Raw genomic sequence first — 14,488 nt, 5'->3', positions numbered from 1 at the left:
CCCGCGGACACATCACGTGACACACAGACGAGGGTGGGAACAGCGGTGCAGCGGCACATCACCGGGATGATCGCGGCGGCTGCCGCACTGGGCATGGCGGGCACGCTCACCGCCTGCGGCGGCGCGGGGTCGGACGACGTCACGCTGAAGCTGGTCGCCGCCGACTACGGCGACTCCGCGGGCAACAGCTCGCAGAAGTACTGGGACAAGCTCGCCGCCGCCTACGAGAAGGACCACGAGGGCGTGACGGTCGACGTCGACGTCTACTCCTGGAACGACGTGGACGCCAAGGTCAAGGCCATGGTCGCCGACGGGCACGCCCCGGACATGGCGCAGATCGGCGCCTACGCGGACTACGCGGCGGACGGCAAGCTCTACCCGGTCGGCGACCTGCTGAACGTGCCGACCCAGGCCGACTACCTCTCCCAGCTCGCCGACGCGGGCAAGGTCGACAGCACCCAGTACGGCATGCCCTTCGCCTCCTCCACGCGGCTGCTGTTCTACAACAAGAAGCTCTTCAAGGACGCCGGTCTGACGCCGCCCACCACCTGGGCCGAGCTGGCCGCCGACGCCAAGGCGCTCAAGGCCGACGGGGTGAAGATCCCCTACGCGCTGCCGCTGGGCCAGGAGGAGGCCCAGGCCGAGACCATGATCTGGATGCTGAGCGGCGGCGACGGCTACACCGACGACGTCGGCTCGTACACGATCGACTCCAAGCAGAACGTCGCCACGTTCGACTGGCTGAAGGACGACCTCGTCGGCAAGGGGCTCACCGGTCCCACCGCGCCCGGCAAGCTCGACCGGGCCACCGCGTTCGCCGCGTTCGCCAAGGGCGAGGTCGGCATGCTCAACGGCCACCCCACGCTGATGCGGATGGCCGCGCAGCAGGGCGTCGACTACGGCACCGTGCCGCTGCCGGGGCCGAACGGGCCCGCCAAGTCCACGATGGGCGTCGCCGACTGGATGATGGCGTTCAAGCAGAACGGCCACCGCAAGGAGGTCGGCGACTTCCTCAACTACGTGTACAGCGAGAAGAACGTCCTGGAGTTCTCCCGCGAGTACAACCTGCTGCCGGTCACCAACAGCGCCTCCGAGGCCATGGCGGGCGCCGAGCAGGACAAGAAGCTCTGGCCGTTCCTGGAGAGCCTCTCCAACTCCGAGATCTACCCCGTCGGCAAGACGTCCTGGGCCTCCGTCAGCGCCGACATCAAGGAGCAGATCGGCGCGGCCGTCTCCCCGCAGAGCAGCGCGGGCGCGGTGCTCGGCCGGATCCAGAACCAGGCGGCGGCCGCGGAAGCCGCCGAGTAGCGTGGCGGGCATGGAACCCCTGGGCGAGCGGGAGCGGGCGGTGCTCGCCTTCGAGGGGCGGGGCTGGGAGTCGCCGGGCGCGAAGGAGCGGGCGATCCGCGAGGAGCTCGACCTCGCGCCGGTCCGCTACTACCAGGTGCTGAACGCCCTGCTCGACGATCCCCGGGCCCTGGAGGCCGCCCCGGTGACGGTGAACCGGCTGCGGCGGGTGCGGGAGGGCAAGCGGCTTCAGCGGTGACGCTGGGCGCTTGGCGGGGGGATCGGCCGGGCCGGGGTTCTTCAGGTGGGTTCGCCCGGTGCGGCTCGGTGGGGGCTGGGCGCGCAGTTCCCCGCGCCCCTGAAGGCGCACTGCGTGCGCCTCCGCGGGCGCGCTGGGTGCGGCCCCGTTTTTGGGTGCGGGGCGTGGATAGGGTTTGTTGCATGGTGAGCCATGAGGATGACCTTCTGACCCCGACCACCTCCGCCGGCCGCGACGGGCTGGCCGCCATCGTCGACCGTCCGGCGCGCAGTGTCATCGCCGTGGACTTCGACGGGACGCTCGCGCCGATCGTCGCCGACCCCGAGCGGGCCCGCGCCCACCCCGACGCGGTTCCGGCGCTCGCCGCGCTGGCGCCCCGGGTCGCGTCCGTCGCCGTCATCACCGGCCGGCCCGCGGGGGTCGCGGTGCGGCACGGCGGGTTCGCGGGCGTTCCCGGCCTGGAGCACCTCGTCGTCCTCGGGCACTACGGGGCCGAGCGGTGGGACGCCGTCACCGGTACCGTCAGCGCGCCCGCGCCGCACCCCGGGGTCGCCGCGGTGCGCTCCGAACTCCCCGGTGTGCTGGCCGAGTTCGGACTGTGGCAGGACACGTACGTGGAGGAGAAGGGGCGGGCCGTCGCGGTCCACACGCGGCGGGCGGGTGATCCGCAGGGGGCGTTCGAGACGCTGCGCGAGCCGCTTTCGGCGCTGGCCGCGCGGAACGGGCTGGTGGTCGAGCCCGGGCGGATGGTGCTGGAGCTGCGGCCGCCGGGGGTCGACAAGGGGGTCGCGCTCACGGAGTACGTCCGTGAGGTGGGGGCGGAGTCGGTGTTGTACGCCGGGGACGATCTGGGGGATCTTCCGGCGTTCGCGGCGGTGGAGAAGTTGCGGGGGGAGGGGGTGCGGGGGGTTCTTGTCGCCGCCGGCGTGGAGGTTGCCGAGTTGGCGGAGCGGGCCGATCTTGTGCTTGACGGGCCCGTGGGTGTGGTGCGGTTGCTTCGCCGTCTCGGGGGGAGCCTGGCCGCGCCCGGCGCCTGAACGGCCCCCTTCCGGCCGCGGCCCGGTGGGGCTTCTCGCGCAGTTCCCCGCGCCCCTGAAAGGCGCACTGCGTGCGCCCCGCTTTCGTCTGCACGCCCGGTGGGGGCTGGTCGCGCAGTTCCCCGCGCCCCCAAGATGCGCACTGCGTGCGCTCCCGGTTGTCCGCGGCCCGGTGGGGCTTCTCGCGCAGTTCCCCGCGCCCCTGGCGCGTGCGGTTTCGCCGCAGCCCCAGCGGCCGATGAGATGGCGCACGAAGTGCGCATCTCGGGGGCGCGGGGAACTGCGCGACCAGCCACGACGGTGCGTCAGGTGAAGGACGGCCTGTTAGGGGCGCGGGGAACTGCGCGACCAGCCACGACGGCGCCGCGGACGAAGTCCAGGTCGTCAGGGGGCGCGGGGGCGTGTTACTCCCGCAGCGCGGCCAGCTGGTCCAGGAACCACTGGCCCGGGGGAAGCGCGGTCCCGGCGGCAGCCAGCCGCTTCGTGCGCTCCGCCCGCTCCTCCCCCGGAAGGGCAAGCGCAGCGCCCAGCGCCGACGCCGTCCCGGACACGTCGTACGGGTTCACCACGAGCGCGTCCTCGCCGAGCTCCTCGTACGCCCCCGCCTCCCGCGAGAGCACCAGCACGCACCCCTCGTCGGAGACGACCGGCACCTCCTTGGCGACGAGGTTCATGCCGTCGCGGATCGGGTTGACCAGCGCGACGTCCGCCAGCCGGTACGCGGCGAGCGAGCGCGCGAAGTCGTCCTGCACGTGGAGCACGACCGGCGTCCAGGACGGCGTACCGAACCGGGAGTTGATCGCCTCGGCGACCCGCGCCACCTCGTCCGTGTAGTCGCGGTACACGGCGAGGTCCTGCCGCGAGGGGTAGGCGAACGCCACGTGGACGACCTGTTCGCGCAGGTCGGGGCGGGTCTCCAGGAGCAGTTCGTAGGCGTGCAGCCCGCGCACGATGTTCTTCGACAGCTCGGTCCTGTCCACCCGCACGATCACCTTGCGGCCCTCGCCCACCTGCTCGCGCAGCGCGGCGAGCCGCTCCTCGACGTCCGGGCGGCTCGCGCGCTCCCGCAGGAAGTCCGCGTCGGCGCCGAGCCCGTGCACCCCGATCCGCGTCCCGGACGTGCCCCCGAGGATGCGCGTACAGCAGTCGGTGAAGGCGTCCGCCCAGCGGCGGGTCAGGAAGCCGAGCCGGTCCGCGCCGAGCATCCCCCTGAGGATCTGTTCGGCGATGTCGTCGGGGAGCATCCGGAAGTAGTCGACGGGCGCCCAGGGCGTGTGCGAGAAGTGCCCGATGCGCAGGTCGCCGCGGAGTTCGCGGAGCATGCCGGGGACCAGGGTCAGGTGGTAGTCCTGCACGACGACCGTCGCGCCCGGCGCGGCCTCCTCGGCCAGCGCCTCCGCGAACGCCCGGTTGTACGCCTCGTACGACGCCCACTGGCGGCGGAACTCCGGGCCGAACGACGGCTCCAGAGGCGTCTGGTACAGCATGTGGTGCACGAACCACAGCACCGAGTTGGCGATCCCGTTGTACGCGTCCGTGTGCACGTCCGCGTCGATGTCCAGCATCCGCACGCCCGGCTCGGCGACGCCGCGCCGGACGGCCTCCCGGTCCCCGTCGCTGAGCGCCGCGCAGACCCACAGTTTGTCCTCGACGACGCTGAGCGCGGAGACCAGTCCGCCGCCGCCGCGCTTCGCCTCGATCGTGCCGCCGTCGTCACCGTCCCCGAGGACGTAGGAGACGGGGCCGCGGTTGGACGCGACGAGAACCTCAGCAGCACCTTGCGTGGAAGCCATAGGGGCACGCTAGCCCGGCTCACCCGGGTTCAAACGTACGACCGGATTCCGTCAGGGATCCGGCCGTACGTCCGTGCGCGGGGCAGGTCAGCCGCGGCGGCTGCGGACCGCCGCCAGGGCCAGCGCGCCGAGGCCGCACAGCGAGACGGCGAAGCCGCCGTACAGCAGCAGCGGCGACTCGTCGGAGCCGGTGTCGGCGAGTTCGGAGCCGTGCGCGTGGTGCGCGGGGGCGGGCCCGGACGGGTGGTGCTGCGGGGCGCCCGCCGCGGGGCACGGGCCGTCGGCGCCGGCGCCGGTGGCCGTGGCGCACGGGGACGGGGACGGGGGCGTGGTGGCCGGTCGGCGGGTGCTCGTCGGGGACGGGACGGGTGGGCGCGGGTCGCGCCGCTTCTGGATGACCGGCGCGGTCCCGCAGTTCGGGTCGGGCGCGCCGGCCGCGCAGTTGGTGCGCGGGGTGTCGGCGGTGACGTGGTTGGTCAGTCTGCCGTCGCCGCGCAGCGGGTCGTGCAGCGTGACGCTGTAGGTGATCTTCGCGGCGGCGCCCGCGGGCACGTCGCCGCGCCAGGTCAGTCTCGGCCGCTGGTAGGAGACCCGGCCGAGGGTGGCGCGGGCGTCGCCGTCGTAGTCGGCGTCGTCGAGGACGTCGCTGAGGTCGTCGCTGAGCCTGGCGCCCGGGTAGTCGACCTCCCCGATGTTCTTCGCGGTGATCGTGTACGTCACCTTGCCGCCGGGCGCGACCTTCTTGGGGGCCGCGGTCTTGGTGACCTCCAGGTCCGGCACCGGCACGGAGAAGGCGAGCGCCGAGGGCAGGTACGTGTCGCCCTTGGTGCGGAACGTCAGGGCGGCGGAGGTGGCGCCCGGCGGCAGTGCGGCCGAGGGGATGACGGCCGCCTTCGCGTCGATGCTGAAGTTGTTGTGGTCGTCCGGGTCGAGGGCGCCGTCGGCGTGGCTGTCGAAGAAGTTGCCGGTGCCGCCGCCGTCGGGGTCCCCGATCCGGTGCCCGTTGACGAGGAACTGGTCGCCCGCCACGTTCGCGTCGCCCTCGTAGGCCGTGACGCTGGCGCGTACGTCGCCGCCGCCCGCCCGGTAGAAGTCGTCGATGGGGATCGTGGTGTCCGGGTCCTTGGACTGCTGCACGACGTGGCCGCCGTACACGTAGACGTTGCGGCGCGTGGGCGCGTACGTGCTGTCGGGCCCGGGGTACTTGTAGACGACGGTCAGTGACCAGCCGCCGACGCAGCCCTTGCCGGTGGGGGCCCATACGTCGCCGACGGAGACGGGCACCTCGACGCCGGTGGCGACGCCGGAGAAGAGCGAGGTGACGTCGGACTCGGCCGTGTAGTAGTGCGGGCCGCCGACCCCGGCCGGGGTGCGCACCGCGTCGCGCACGGCGACCCGGGACGCGGCGGCGCCGCCGACCGAGACCAGGGGCCGCCGGGTGAGCGGGCTGCCGGGCGGCGCGGTGGCGGGGCCCGCGGTGTCGCACCGGGCGATCTGGTTGCGGCCGAGCTTGTACGTGCCGTCGTTGCCGCCCCAGAAGAGCCGGGCGTGGGCGACGGTGGCGCCGGGCGGGACCGTCACCCGCCCGGTGGAGGAGTTCAGGACCGCCGTGCCGAGGCCGGCGGTGTCCGCGTACTCCATGGCGAACTGGTTGTTGTTCTCCGAGGTCCGCCCGGCCTGCGCGCCCGCGCAGCGCGCCGCCGCGGACCGGGGCGCGGACGGGCACCGCAGGACGGTGTTGCCGAGCGTCAGGAAGTCCCCGTAGAGGGCCTCCTCGTAGCGCTTGGCGAACGGTTGCACGACGACGGCGGAGGCGGGCGGCGCCGTGGCGAGGAGGGACGCGACGGCCGTCGTCACCGCGGCGAGCACCGCGGGGCCTCTGAGATGTCTGAGCCACATAAAGGGGCAATGTAGGCACAAAACCTGATCAGCCCAGGATTACGCCACGCGACGCTCCGCGTACTCACCGATCTCGGTCATCGGCGGCCGCTCCTCGGTGTCCACCGGGTACGTCCGCGGTTCGAAGCCGTGCGCGCCCCGCTCGAACTGGGTCAGCTCCGGGCGCACCAGGTGTCCGCGGGCCAGCCGCAGCTGCGCGGTGCGGTAGATCGCGGCGGCCATCCGGCCCAGCGCCGGTCCGTCCTGGTAACGGTGGCGGCGCACCCCCACGTCGACCTGGGCGAGCGCCTCCAGGCCCACGGTGTGCAGCGCGTCCACCAGCAGCCCGAGCTCGACGCCGTAGCCGACGGGGAACGGCAGCCGCTCCAGGAGCGAGCGGCGCGCCGCGTACTCGCCGCCGAGCGGCTGGACGAACCCGGCCAGGCGTGGCCAGTGCAGATTGAGGACCGGGCGGGCCATCAGCTCGGTGACCCGGCCGCCCTGGCCGCCGGTGTCGCCGAGCGGCCGGTCGTACATGGCCTTCACGAAGCTGACGGCCGGGTCGGTCAGGAGCGGGCCGACGATCCCGGAGACGAAGTCCGCGGAGAACTCCTTCAGGTCCGCGTCCACGAAGCAGACGATGTCGCCGCGGGTGGCGTACAGCGAGCGCCACAGCACCTCGCCCTTGCCGGGCCGCGCGGGGATGCGCGGCAGGATCGCGTCCCGGTGCACGACGCGCGCCCCGGCCGCCGCGGCCACCTCGGAGGTGCGGTCCGTGGAGCCGGAGTCCACGACGACCAGCTCGTCGACGAGCGGCACCGCCGCCGTCATCAGCTCGCGCCGGATCGTGGCGACGATCGCGCCGACCGTCTCCTGCTCGTCGAGCGCGGGCAGCACCACGCTCACTGTCTGCCCGGTGGCGCGCTTCGCGGCGAGCAGATGGTGCGGCGGCCGGTCGGCCACGGACCAGGAGCGCCGTTCCAGCCAGCGCTCGACTTCTTCCAGCACGGTCTGCGGCTCCTTGACGGCGGGGGGTGGTGCGGGTGGTGGGGGCGGGCGCGAAGGCCGGTGAGAGGGCCGGTGTGATCCATCTCGCGGTTCGGACGACTATCTCAAGGGTGCGGGCCTTCGGTTACAGTCTTGAACAAGGCCGGTGACCATCGCATGCCGGGGTCGCCGCCACTCAACCGCTCCACATAATCGAATACCGCTCATCCAGAGGGGCAGAGGGATACGGCCCGTTGAAGCCCCGGCAACCCTCCAGCCGGTCTCGTCCGCACACGCCAGTGCGCCCGCGAGGCTCCCGGCTAGGGAAGGTGCCAAATCCGTCTCGTGGCGAGATGCGCCGCGAGGAAGATGAGGAGAAAGGGCCTCGCCTCTCATGGCTGTACAGACCGTCGCCACCGCAACCGCCGCTTCCCCCGCGGGCACCGTCGACCTCGGGCCCGCCTCCGGCCTCTCCTGCCGGGAGTGCGGCACCACCTTCGAGCTCGGCCCGATCTTCGCCTGCGCCGAGTGTTTCGGTCCCCTGGAAGTCGCCTACGACCTGCCCACCGGTGACCCCGAGGCGCTGCGCAAGCAGATCGAGGCGGGCCCGGCCAACGTGTGGCGCTACGCCCCGCTGCTGCCCGTCCCGGCCGACGTCGCCGAGAAGCCGAACCTGAACCCGGGCTGGACCAAGCTCGTCAAGGCCGACAACCTCGCCCGTGAACTCGGGGTCGAGCAGGGGAAGTTGTTCGTCAAGGACGACTCCGGCAACCCGACGCACTCCTTCAAGGACCGCGTCGTCGCGCAGGCCATCGAGGCCGCGCGCGCCTTCGGCTTCACCACCCTGTCCTGCTCCTCCACGGGGAACCTGGCGGGTGCGGTCGGCGCCGCCGCCGCGCGGGCCGGCTTCCGTTCGTGCGTGTTCATCCCGCACGACCTGGAGCAGGGCAAGGTCGTCATGGCCGGTGTCTACGGCGGTGACCTCGTCGCCATCGAGGGCAACTACGACGACGTGAACCGCTTCTGCTCCGAGCTGATCGGCGACCCGCTCGGCGAGGGCTGGGGCTTCGTCAACGTGAACCTGCGCCCGTACTACGGCGAGGGCTCCAAGACGCTGGCCTACGAGATCTGCGAGCAGCTCGGCTGGCGGCTGCCGGACCAGCTGGTCATCCCGATCGCGTCCGGCTCGCAGTTCACGAAGATCGACAAGGGGCTCCAGGAGCTGATCAAGCTCGGCCTCGTCGAGGACAAGCCGTACAAGCTGTTCGGCGCCCAGGCCGAGGGCTGCTCGCCGGTCTCGGTGGCGTACAAGGCCGGGACGGACGTGGTGCGGCCGCAGAAGCCGGACACCATCGCCAAGTCGCTGGCCATCGGCAACCCGGCCGACGGCCCGTACGTGCTCGACATCGCGCGCCGGACCGGCGGCGCGGTGGAGGACGTGAACGACGAGCAGGTCGTCGACGCCATCAGGCTGCTCGCGCAGACGGAGGGCATCTTCGCCGAGACGGCGGGCGGGGTGACGCTCGGTGTCACCAAGAAGCTCATCGAGGCGGGGCTGATCGATCCGTCGCTCACCACGGTCGTGCTGAACACGGGTGACGGGCTGAAGACGCTCGACGCCGTCGCTGAGTCCTCGCAGGCCACCGCCACGATTCGGCCTTCGCTGGAGGCGTTCCGGGCCGCGGGGCTCGCCGCCGAGTAAGTTCCCCACCCCGCCCCTTCCCGAAACCGGGGGCTCTGCCCCCGGACCCCCGCTCCTCAAACGCCGGAGGGGCTGACAGTCGAGGTGAATTCATGAGCGTCAACGTCCGCATCCCCACCATCCTGCGCACCTACACCGGCGGGCAGGCCGAGGTGAGCGCCGAGGGGGCCACGCTCTCCGACGTCCTCGCCGACCTGGAGAAGAACCACACCGGGATCGCCGCGCGCGTCCTGGACGACCAGGGCAAGCTGCGCCGGTTCGTGAACGTCTACGTCAACGACGACGACGTCCGCTTCGAGCAGGGCCTGCAGACCGCCACGCCCGACGGCGCCGGCGTCTCGATCATTCCGGCCGTGGCCGGCGGATGATCGTCGTCCGCTTTACTGCGCGTCACTGAAATTGCCCCCTCCGCGAGAGAAGCGGAGGGGGCAATTCTGCATGGTTGAGCGGGGTACAGTTGGGGAAGCCGCTTCTTTTCCGTATGTGGTGCATGACGGGCGCATATGAGTTCTCGCGCGAGCCGCGACGAGAAGCAGCCAAACTGCCCGGCCCATTCGGGCCCTTTATGGCATTTACGCGGCCCGACTTGCCCCGGGTTCCGGTGGGTCGCCCCGGTTCCGCCGGTCCACGCTGCCCAGAATTCTCGTCCGATTGACCTGTTGCAGACGGCAGTTGGGCAGATACATTCAGCCGCGGTCGACGCGTTCCGGCGCACACCCCCACCCATTGGGGAGGGTGAGGTCTGACCCGGATCCGCGAAGTGCGGGTCTGTGCAAGGGCCAGTAATAGGGGAGTTAGGCATGGCTCAGGGCACCGTCAAGTGGTTCAACGCGGAGAAGGGGTACGGCTTCATCGCGGTCGACGGTGGTGCGGATGTGTTCGTCCACTACAGCGCGATTCAGATGGACGGCTACCGCACCCTCGAAGAGGGTCAGCGAGTGGAATTCGAGATCTCGCAGGGCCAGAAGGGGCCGCAGGCCGACATGGTCCGCCTGGCCGCCGGCTGACGCGCGTCGCGACTGACAGCAGGCTTGGTACGGCACGCAGGGTCCGTGTCCCCACCGGGGGCGCGGGCCCTTCGTGCTGCTCGCGCCGGTCCCAGGGCTCCCGCGCGCGCCCCCTCGGGCGCCCCTGGCTTCGCGGGAGCACCTTGCACTCGCCGGGGTCGAGTGCTAATCATTGGGCTTAGCACTCTCCGCGTGAGAGTGACAGAACTTGGATCGGGTCGGTGAGGCCCGCAGGCCGGGTGGGGCAAGGAACCACAAGGGCTGCAGGCCGTCCGTCGCGGGCACCAGCACGGTCCGTTTGCTTGCTTTTCCACCCCGTCCGGGAGGACCACTTCACATGGCCAAGATCATCGCGTTCGACGAGGAGGCACGGCGCGGCCTCGAGCGCGGCATGAACCAGCTCGCCGACGCCGTCAAGGTGACCCTGGGCCCCAAGGGTCGCAACGTCGTCCTCGAGAAGAAGTGGGGCGCCCCCACGATCACCAACGATGGTGTGTCCATCGCCAAGGAGATCGAGCTCGAGGACCCGTACGAGAAGATCGGCGCCGAGCTGGTCAAGGAGGTCGCGAAGAAGACGGACGACGTCGCCGGTGACGGCACGACGACCGCGACCGTCCTGGCCCAGGCCCTGGTCCGCGAGGGCCTGCGCAACGTGGCCGCCGGTGCCAACCCGATGGCCCTCAAGCGTGGCATCGAGAAGGCCGTCGAGGCCGTCTCCGCCGCCCTCCTTGAGCAGGCCAAGGACGTGGAGACCAAGGAGCAGATCGCTTCGACCGCCTCCATCTCCGCCGCCGACACCCAGATCGGCGAGCTCATCGCCGAGGCCATGGACAAGGTCGGCAAGGAAGGCGTCATCACCGTCGAGGAGTCCCAGACCTTCGGTCTGGAGCTGGAGCTCACCGAGGGTATGCGCTTCGACAAGGGCTACATCTCGGCGTACTTCGCCACCGACATGGAGCGTATGGAGGCGTCGCTCGACGACCCGTACATCCTGATCGTCAACTCGAAGATCGGCAACGTGAAGGACCTCCTTCCGCTGCTCGAGAAGGTCATGCAGTCCGGCAAGCCGCTGCTGATCATCGCCGAGGACGTCGAGGGCGAGGCCCTGTCGACCCTGGTCGTCAACAAGATCCGTGGCACCTTCAAGTCCGTCGCCGTCAAGGCCCCGGGCTTCGGTGACCGCCGCAAGGCCATGCTCGGCGACATCGCCATCCTCACCGGTGGCACCGTCATCTCCGAGGAGGTCGGCCTCAAGCTGGAGAACGCCGGTCTCGACCTGCTCGGCCGTGCCCGCAAGGTCGTCATCACCAAGGACGAGACGACGATCGTCGACGGCTCCGGTGACAGCGACCAGGTCCAGGGCCGCGTCAACCAGATCCGCGCCGAGATCGAGAACAGCGACTCCGACTACGACCGCGAGAAGCTCCAGGAGCGCCTGGCGAAGCTCGCGGGCGGCGTGGCCGTCATCAAGGCCGGTGCCGCGACCGAGGTCGAGCTCAAGGAGCGCAAGCACCGCATCGAGGACGCCGTTCGCAACGCGAAGGCGGCCGTCGAAGAGGGCATCGTCGCCGGTGGTGGCGTGGCCCTCCTCCAGGCCTCCGCGGTCTTCGAGAAGCTGGAGCTGGACGGTGACGAGGCGACCGGCGCCAACGCCGTGAAGCTCGCCCTGGAGGCCCCGCTCAAGCAGATCGCCGTCAACGGCGGCCTTGAGGGCGGCGTCGTCGTGGAGAAGGTCCGGAACCTGGCCGTCGGCCACGGTCTGAACGCTGCCACGGGCGAGTACGTCGACATGATCGCCGAGGGCATCCTCGACCCGGCCAAGGTGACGCGCTCCGCGCTGCAGAACGCCGCGTCGATCGCCGCGCTGTTCCTCACCACCGAGGCCGTCATCGCCGACAAGCCGGAGAAGGCCGCCGCGGCGGGCGCTCCGGGCGGCATGCCGGGCGGTGACATGGACTTCTGATCCGGTCCCCGACCTGATCGGCCTGTCCTGACGTACCGAGGGCGGCACCTCCTCTTCGCGAGGGGGTGCCGCCCTCGGGCGTTGGCGCGCCCGCCGCCGGGTCCCGGAACGCCCTTGTCCCCTTGATCGCCGCGGGTTACTGTCCCCGGGCGCGTACTGGGGAGTAGAGCGCATTTCACGGTGGGTGGGGACATGAGTGACAGCAGTGGCGGGCCGGAGCAGGGCATGAACCCGGTGGGGCAGGCCATCTCGGCCGTGGCCCTGGTGGGGGCGCTCGCCGTCGGGTTCTGGGCGGTCTCCCGGGACACGGCGTCGGACCAGGGCGGCGCGCCCGAGGCCGCCGTCTGCTCCGGGGGCGGGGCGGAGAAGGGCGACCGGGCGGCCGGGCGGGTGCACGGGAACCAGCTGTGCACGGCACTCAACCAGCCGGAGCTGGCGTCTTGGCTGGGCACGCCCGGCGAGAGGGCGAAGAGCGCGTCCGGCAACAGCAGCTCGGCCGGGACCGGCACGAACGAGATCTACTATCCGTCGGCCCGGATCGAGTTCGAGACGTACACCGTGGAGCTGCACGCGTCCTACGACCGGTACCCGGTCGACGCGCGGACCGCCGACCTCATCGGCCGGGACGTCCACACGCAGCAGGTGCTGCGCCGCCCCGCGGTCTTCTTCTCGACGCAGACGATGGGTATCCGCTTCCGGCTCGACGGATCGGACGCCGAGAGCGCGCCGGGCAAGCCGGCGGAGGCGCTCAGTGTGGCGTTCGACGCGAAGAACCGCGGTGGTTCCTACGAGTTGGTGGTGTGGCGCAACAGCGGCGGCTACCCGGACCGCAGTGTGCTCCTGGACGTCGCCGAGCACGTGCTGCCGGTGATCCCCGGCTTCGACTCACGTACGGCGCCGGGCACGACCGCGGGCCCGGCTCAGGACACGGCCTCTTCCTGAGGGGCCTCTTCCTGAGGGTGCTCCTCGACGCTGTGGGAGTCGGTGAGGCTCAGCGCGCCGCCGGCCGCGATCAGTCCGACGACGACGGCGAGCAGGCCGTAGGCGATCCGCTCCCCGTGGAAGAAGGACGCGACGAGGCCGTCGCTCCAGGCGCCCGCGGGCAGCTGGGTGGTGACCAGGGCGGCGATCAGGGTGCCGACCACGGCCGTCCCGACGCTGGTGCCGACCTCCTGCGCGGTGTCGTTGAGCGCGGCGCCGATCGACGTGCGGTTGGCCGGCATCGCGTCGACGAGGGCGACCGCGCAGATCGTCATCACGGTGCGCAGCCCGACGGTCATGAGCACCATGCAGGCCGCGATGACCGCGTAGCCGTGGGAGACGCCCCAGGCCAGGCCCGCCAGGGACACGGCCAGGCAGGCCGCTCCGACCAGGCAGGCGATCCGGTGCCCGTAGCGGCGCGCGAGCCCTTCGGAGAGCGGGGTCGCGAGGAGCATGGTCACGATGATCGGCAGGTTGGCGAGGCCGGCCCGCACGGGGCTCCACCCGTAGGCGAACTGGAAGTGCAGGATCAGGCCGAACATCACGCCGGCCATCGCGATGGACGTGCCGATCTGGGCGACGGCCGCGCCGCGCACAGTGCCGTTGCGGAACAGGCGCAGGTCCAGCATGGGGGCCTTGCTGCGGCGTTCGTGCGCGACGAAGGCGACCGCGGCCAGGACGGCGCCGGCGATCGAGGCGAGGGTGGGCGCGGAGTGCCAGCCGTGCTCGACGCCGCTGGTCAGCGCGTAGCAGGCGAGGCCGATGGCGGCGACGCTGAGGGCGGCGCCGGGCACGTCGAGCCGGTCGCGGGTCAGGTCCTCGGGCCGGTCGGCGGGGACGCCGAGGCGGACGCCGACGCAGGCGATGAGTGCGATCGGCGCGTTGACGAGCAGCAGCCACTCCCAGCGGACATGGGCCAGGGCGGTGCCGCCGAGCAGCGGGCCGAGGACGAAGCCGGACATGCCGACGACGATCATCACCGTCATCGCGCGCATCCGCAGCGCCTTGTCGTCGAAGAGGCGGAAGACCAGTGAGTTGGTGATCGGCGCCATCGCCGCGGCGGCTATGCCGAGCGCGGCGCGCAACGCGATGAGCTGGCCCGCGGTGGTGACCCAGACGACGCACAGGCTCAGCGCGCCGAAGACGGCGAGCCCGGTCAGCAGCACGCGGCGGCGGCCGAGCCGGTCGGCCATCGATCCCGCGGTGAGCAGCAGGCCGCCGAAGGTCAGTGAGTAGGCGCCGGTGACCCATTGCAGCGCGGTGGTGCCGCTGCCGAGGTCGCGGCCGATGGTGGGCAGCGCGATCGACAGCAGCGTGTTGTCGACCATCTCCACGAAGAAGGCCAGGCAGAGCGCGGCCAGCGGGATCCACGCGGCGCGCAGGGAGGTGTAGGTGCGGGAGGTGGGCGGGGGCGGGGGTTTCAGCGGGGTGGTGGTCATGGCGGCGGTCCCTTCATCGAACAGCGATCGGTTATCGAACCTCGTTCGATAAGGTACGATAGAACAACGTTCGATGCGATGCAAAGGGATTGAGGTAAGGCCCATGCCACGCCAGCAGAACCGCGCCGCCGGGGGCCGACGGCGGGCTTCGCACT

At 71.5% G+C, this 14,488-nt stretch carries 12 protein-coding genes and 1 riboswitch; of the genes, 8 read left to right on the top strand and 4 right to left on the bottom strand.

The features are described 5' to 3' along the window. Window positions 1–66 precede the first annotated feature (66 nt). The 3 genes from ACIBW6_RS06930 (at window position 67) to otsB (ending at window position 2,583) form a co-directional block, all read left to right on the top strand. Window positions 67–1,308: an ABC transporter substrate-binding protein gene (locus ACIBW6_RS06930; protein ID WP_399057727.1), complete on the top strand. Its 1,242-nt coding sequence runs from the start codon at window positions 67–69 to the stop codon at window positions 1,306–1,308. Window positions 1,309–1,318: 10 nt separating this feature from the next. Further along, entirely contained in the window at window positions 1,319–1,546 is a 228-nt protein-coding gene (locus ACIBW6_RS06925) for a DUF3263 domain-containing protein (RefSeq protein ID WP_399057414.1), read from the top strand. A 182-nt stretch (window positions 1,547–1,728) separates the two neighbouring features. Further along, the gene (gene otsB / locus ACIBW6_RS06920) at window positions 1,729–2,583 is read left to right on the top strand and encodes a trehalose-phosphatase (protein WP_399057412.1); all 855 of its coding nucleotides are present in this window, start codon (window positions 1,729–1,731) and stop codon (window positions 2,581–2,583) included. Window positions 2,584–2,987: 404 nt separating this feature from the next. Here the strand turns inward: otsB and ACIBW6_RS06915 are convergent, their stop codons facing one another. The 3 genes from ACIBW6_RS06915 to ACIBW6_RS06905 form a co-directional block, all read right to left on the bottom strand. Continuing rightward, window positions 2,988–4,376, bottom strand: coding sequence for a trehalose-6-phosphate synthase (locus ACIBW6_RS06915; protein ID WP_399057410.1), 1,389 nt, complete (start codon window positions 4,374–4,376; stop codon window positions 2,988–2,990). An 87-nt stretch (window positions 4,377–4,463) separates the two neighbouring features. After that, window positions 4,464–6,275, bottom strand: a complete 1,812-nt coding sequence (locus ACIBW6_RS06910) for a hypothetical protein (RefSeq protein WP_399057408.1) — start codon at window positions 6,273–6,275, stop codon at window positions 4,464–4,466. Window positions 6,276–6,314: 39 nt separating this feature from the next. After that, window positions 6,315–7,262: a glucosyl-3-phosphoglycerate synthase gene (locus tag ACIBW6_RS06905; protein ID WP_399057406.1), complete on the bottom strand. Its 948-nt coding sequence runs from the start codon at window positions 7,260–7,262 to the stop codon at window positions 6,315–6,317. A 200-nt stretch (window positions 7,263–7,462) separates the two neighbouring features. Further along, window positions 7,463–7,617, top strand: a riboswitch (SAM riboswitch). Window positions 7,618–7,635: 18 nt separating this feature from the next. Here ACIBW6_RS06905 and thrC point away from each other — a divergent pair. From thrC to ACIBW6_RS06880, 5 genes are all read left to right on the top strand, one after another. Next, window positions 7,636–8,943, top strand: a complete 1,308-nt coding sequence (thrC, locus tag ACIBW6_RS06900; protein ID WP_399057404.1) for a threonine synthase — start codon at window positions 7,636–7,638, stop codon at window positions 8,941–8,943. 92 nt (window positions 8,944–9,035) lie between these two features. After that, window positions 9,036–9,311, top strand: a complete 276-nt coding sequence (locus tag ACIBW6_RS06895) for a ubiquitin-like small modifier protein 1 (protein ID WP_399057402.1) — start codon at window positions 9,036–9,038, stop codon at window positions 9,309–9,311. A 432-nt stretch (window positions 9,312–9,743) separates the two neighbouring features. Beyond that, the gene (locus ACIBW6_RS06890; RefSeq protein ID WP_005486335.1) at window positions 9,744–9,950 is read left to right on the top strand and encodes a cold-shock protein; all 207 of its coding nucleotides are present in this window, start codon (window positions 9,744–9,746) and stop codon (window positions 9,948–9,950) included. Between the two features lie 337 nt (window positions 9,951–10,287). After that, window positions 10,288–11,913 carry a chaperonin GroEL gene (groL, locus tag ACIBW6_RS06885; RefSeq protein ID WP_399057399.1) on the top strand — a complete coding sequence of 542 codons (1,626 nt, stop codon included), beginning with the start codon at window positions 10,288–10,290 and terminating at the stop codon, window positions 11,911–11,913. Between the two features lie 192 nt (window positions 11,914–12,105). Further along, window positions 12,106–12,855, top strand: coding sequence for a DUF6215 domain-containing protein (locus ACIBW6_RS06880; RefSeq protein WP_399057397.1), 750 nt, complete (start codon window positions 12,106–12,108; stop codon window positions 12,853–12,855). Here ACIBW6_RS06880 and ACIBW6_RS06875 read toward each other — a convergent pair. Then, window positions 12,834–14,333 (bottom strand): MFS transporter, encoded by a 1,500-nt coding sequence (locus ACIBW6_RS06875; protein WP_399057395.1) that lies wholly within the window; start codon window positions 14,331–14,333, stop codon window positions 12,834–12,836. The two genes, ACIBW6_RS06880 and ACIBW6_RS06875, sit on opposite strands and share 22 nt — an antisense overlap. Between the last annotated feature and the right edge of the window lie 155 nt (window positions 14,334–14,488).

It is taken from the genome of Streptomyces sp. NPDC049813, from assembly GCF_044465085.1.
Taxonomy (GTDB): Bacteria; Actinomycetota; Actinomycetes; order Streptomycetales; family Streptomycetaceae; genus Streptomyces.
This window is presented reverse-complemented; position numbering and strand designations above follow the sequence as displayed.

What these genes read in the sequence shown, in the direction of transcription:
- ACIBW6_RS06930 (WP_399057727.1), top strand. Translation starts at nt 67, where the DNA reads ATGATCGCGGCGGCTGCCGCACTGGGCATGGCGGGCACGCTCACCGCC.
- ACIBW6_RS06925 (WP_399057414.1), top strand. Translation starts at nt 1,319, where the DNA reads ATGGAACCCCTGGGCGAGCGGGAGCGGGCGGTGCTCGCCTTCGAGGGG.
- otsB (WP_399057412.1), top strand. Translation starts at nt 1,729, where the DNA reads ATGGTGAGCCATGAGGATGACCTTCTGACCCCGACCACCTCCGCCGGC.
- ACIBW6_RS06915 (WP_399057410.1), bottom strand. Translation starts at nt 4,376, where the DNA reads ATGGCTTCCACGCAAGGTGCTGCTGAGGTTCTCGTCGCGTCCAACCGC.
- ACIBW6_RS06910 (WP_399057408.1), bottom strand. Translation starts at nt 6,275, where the DNA reads ATGTGGCTCAGACATCTCAGAGGCCCCGCGGTGCTCGCCGCGGTGACG.
- thrC (WP_399057404.1), top strand. Translation starts at nt 7,636, where the DNA reads ATGGCTGTACAGACCGTCGCCACCGCAACCGCCGCTTCCCCCGCGGGC.
- ACIBW6_RS06895 (WP_399057402.1), top strand. Translation starts at nt 9,036, where the DNA reads ATGAGCGTCAACGTCCGCATCCCCACCATCCTGCGCACCTACACCGGC.
- ACIBW6_RS06890 (WP_005486335.1), top strand. Translation starts at nt 9,744, where the DNA reads ATGGCTCAGGGCACCGTCAAGTGGTTCAACGCGGAGAAGGGGTACGGC.
- groL (WP_399057399.1), top strand. Translation starts at nt 10,288, where the DNA reads ATGGCCAAGATCATCGCGTTCGACGAGGAGGCACGGCGCGGCCTCGAG.
- ACIBW6_RS06880 (WP_399057397.1), top strand. Translation starts at nt 12,106, where the DNA reads ATGAGTGACAGCAGTGGCGGGCCGGAGCAGGGCATGAACCCGGTGGGG.
- ACIBW6_RS06875 (WP_399057395.1), bottom strand. Translation starts at nt 14,333, where the DNA reads ATGACCACCACCCCGCTGAAACCCCCGCCCCCGCCCACCTCCCGCACC.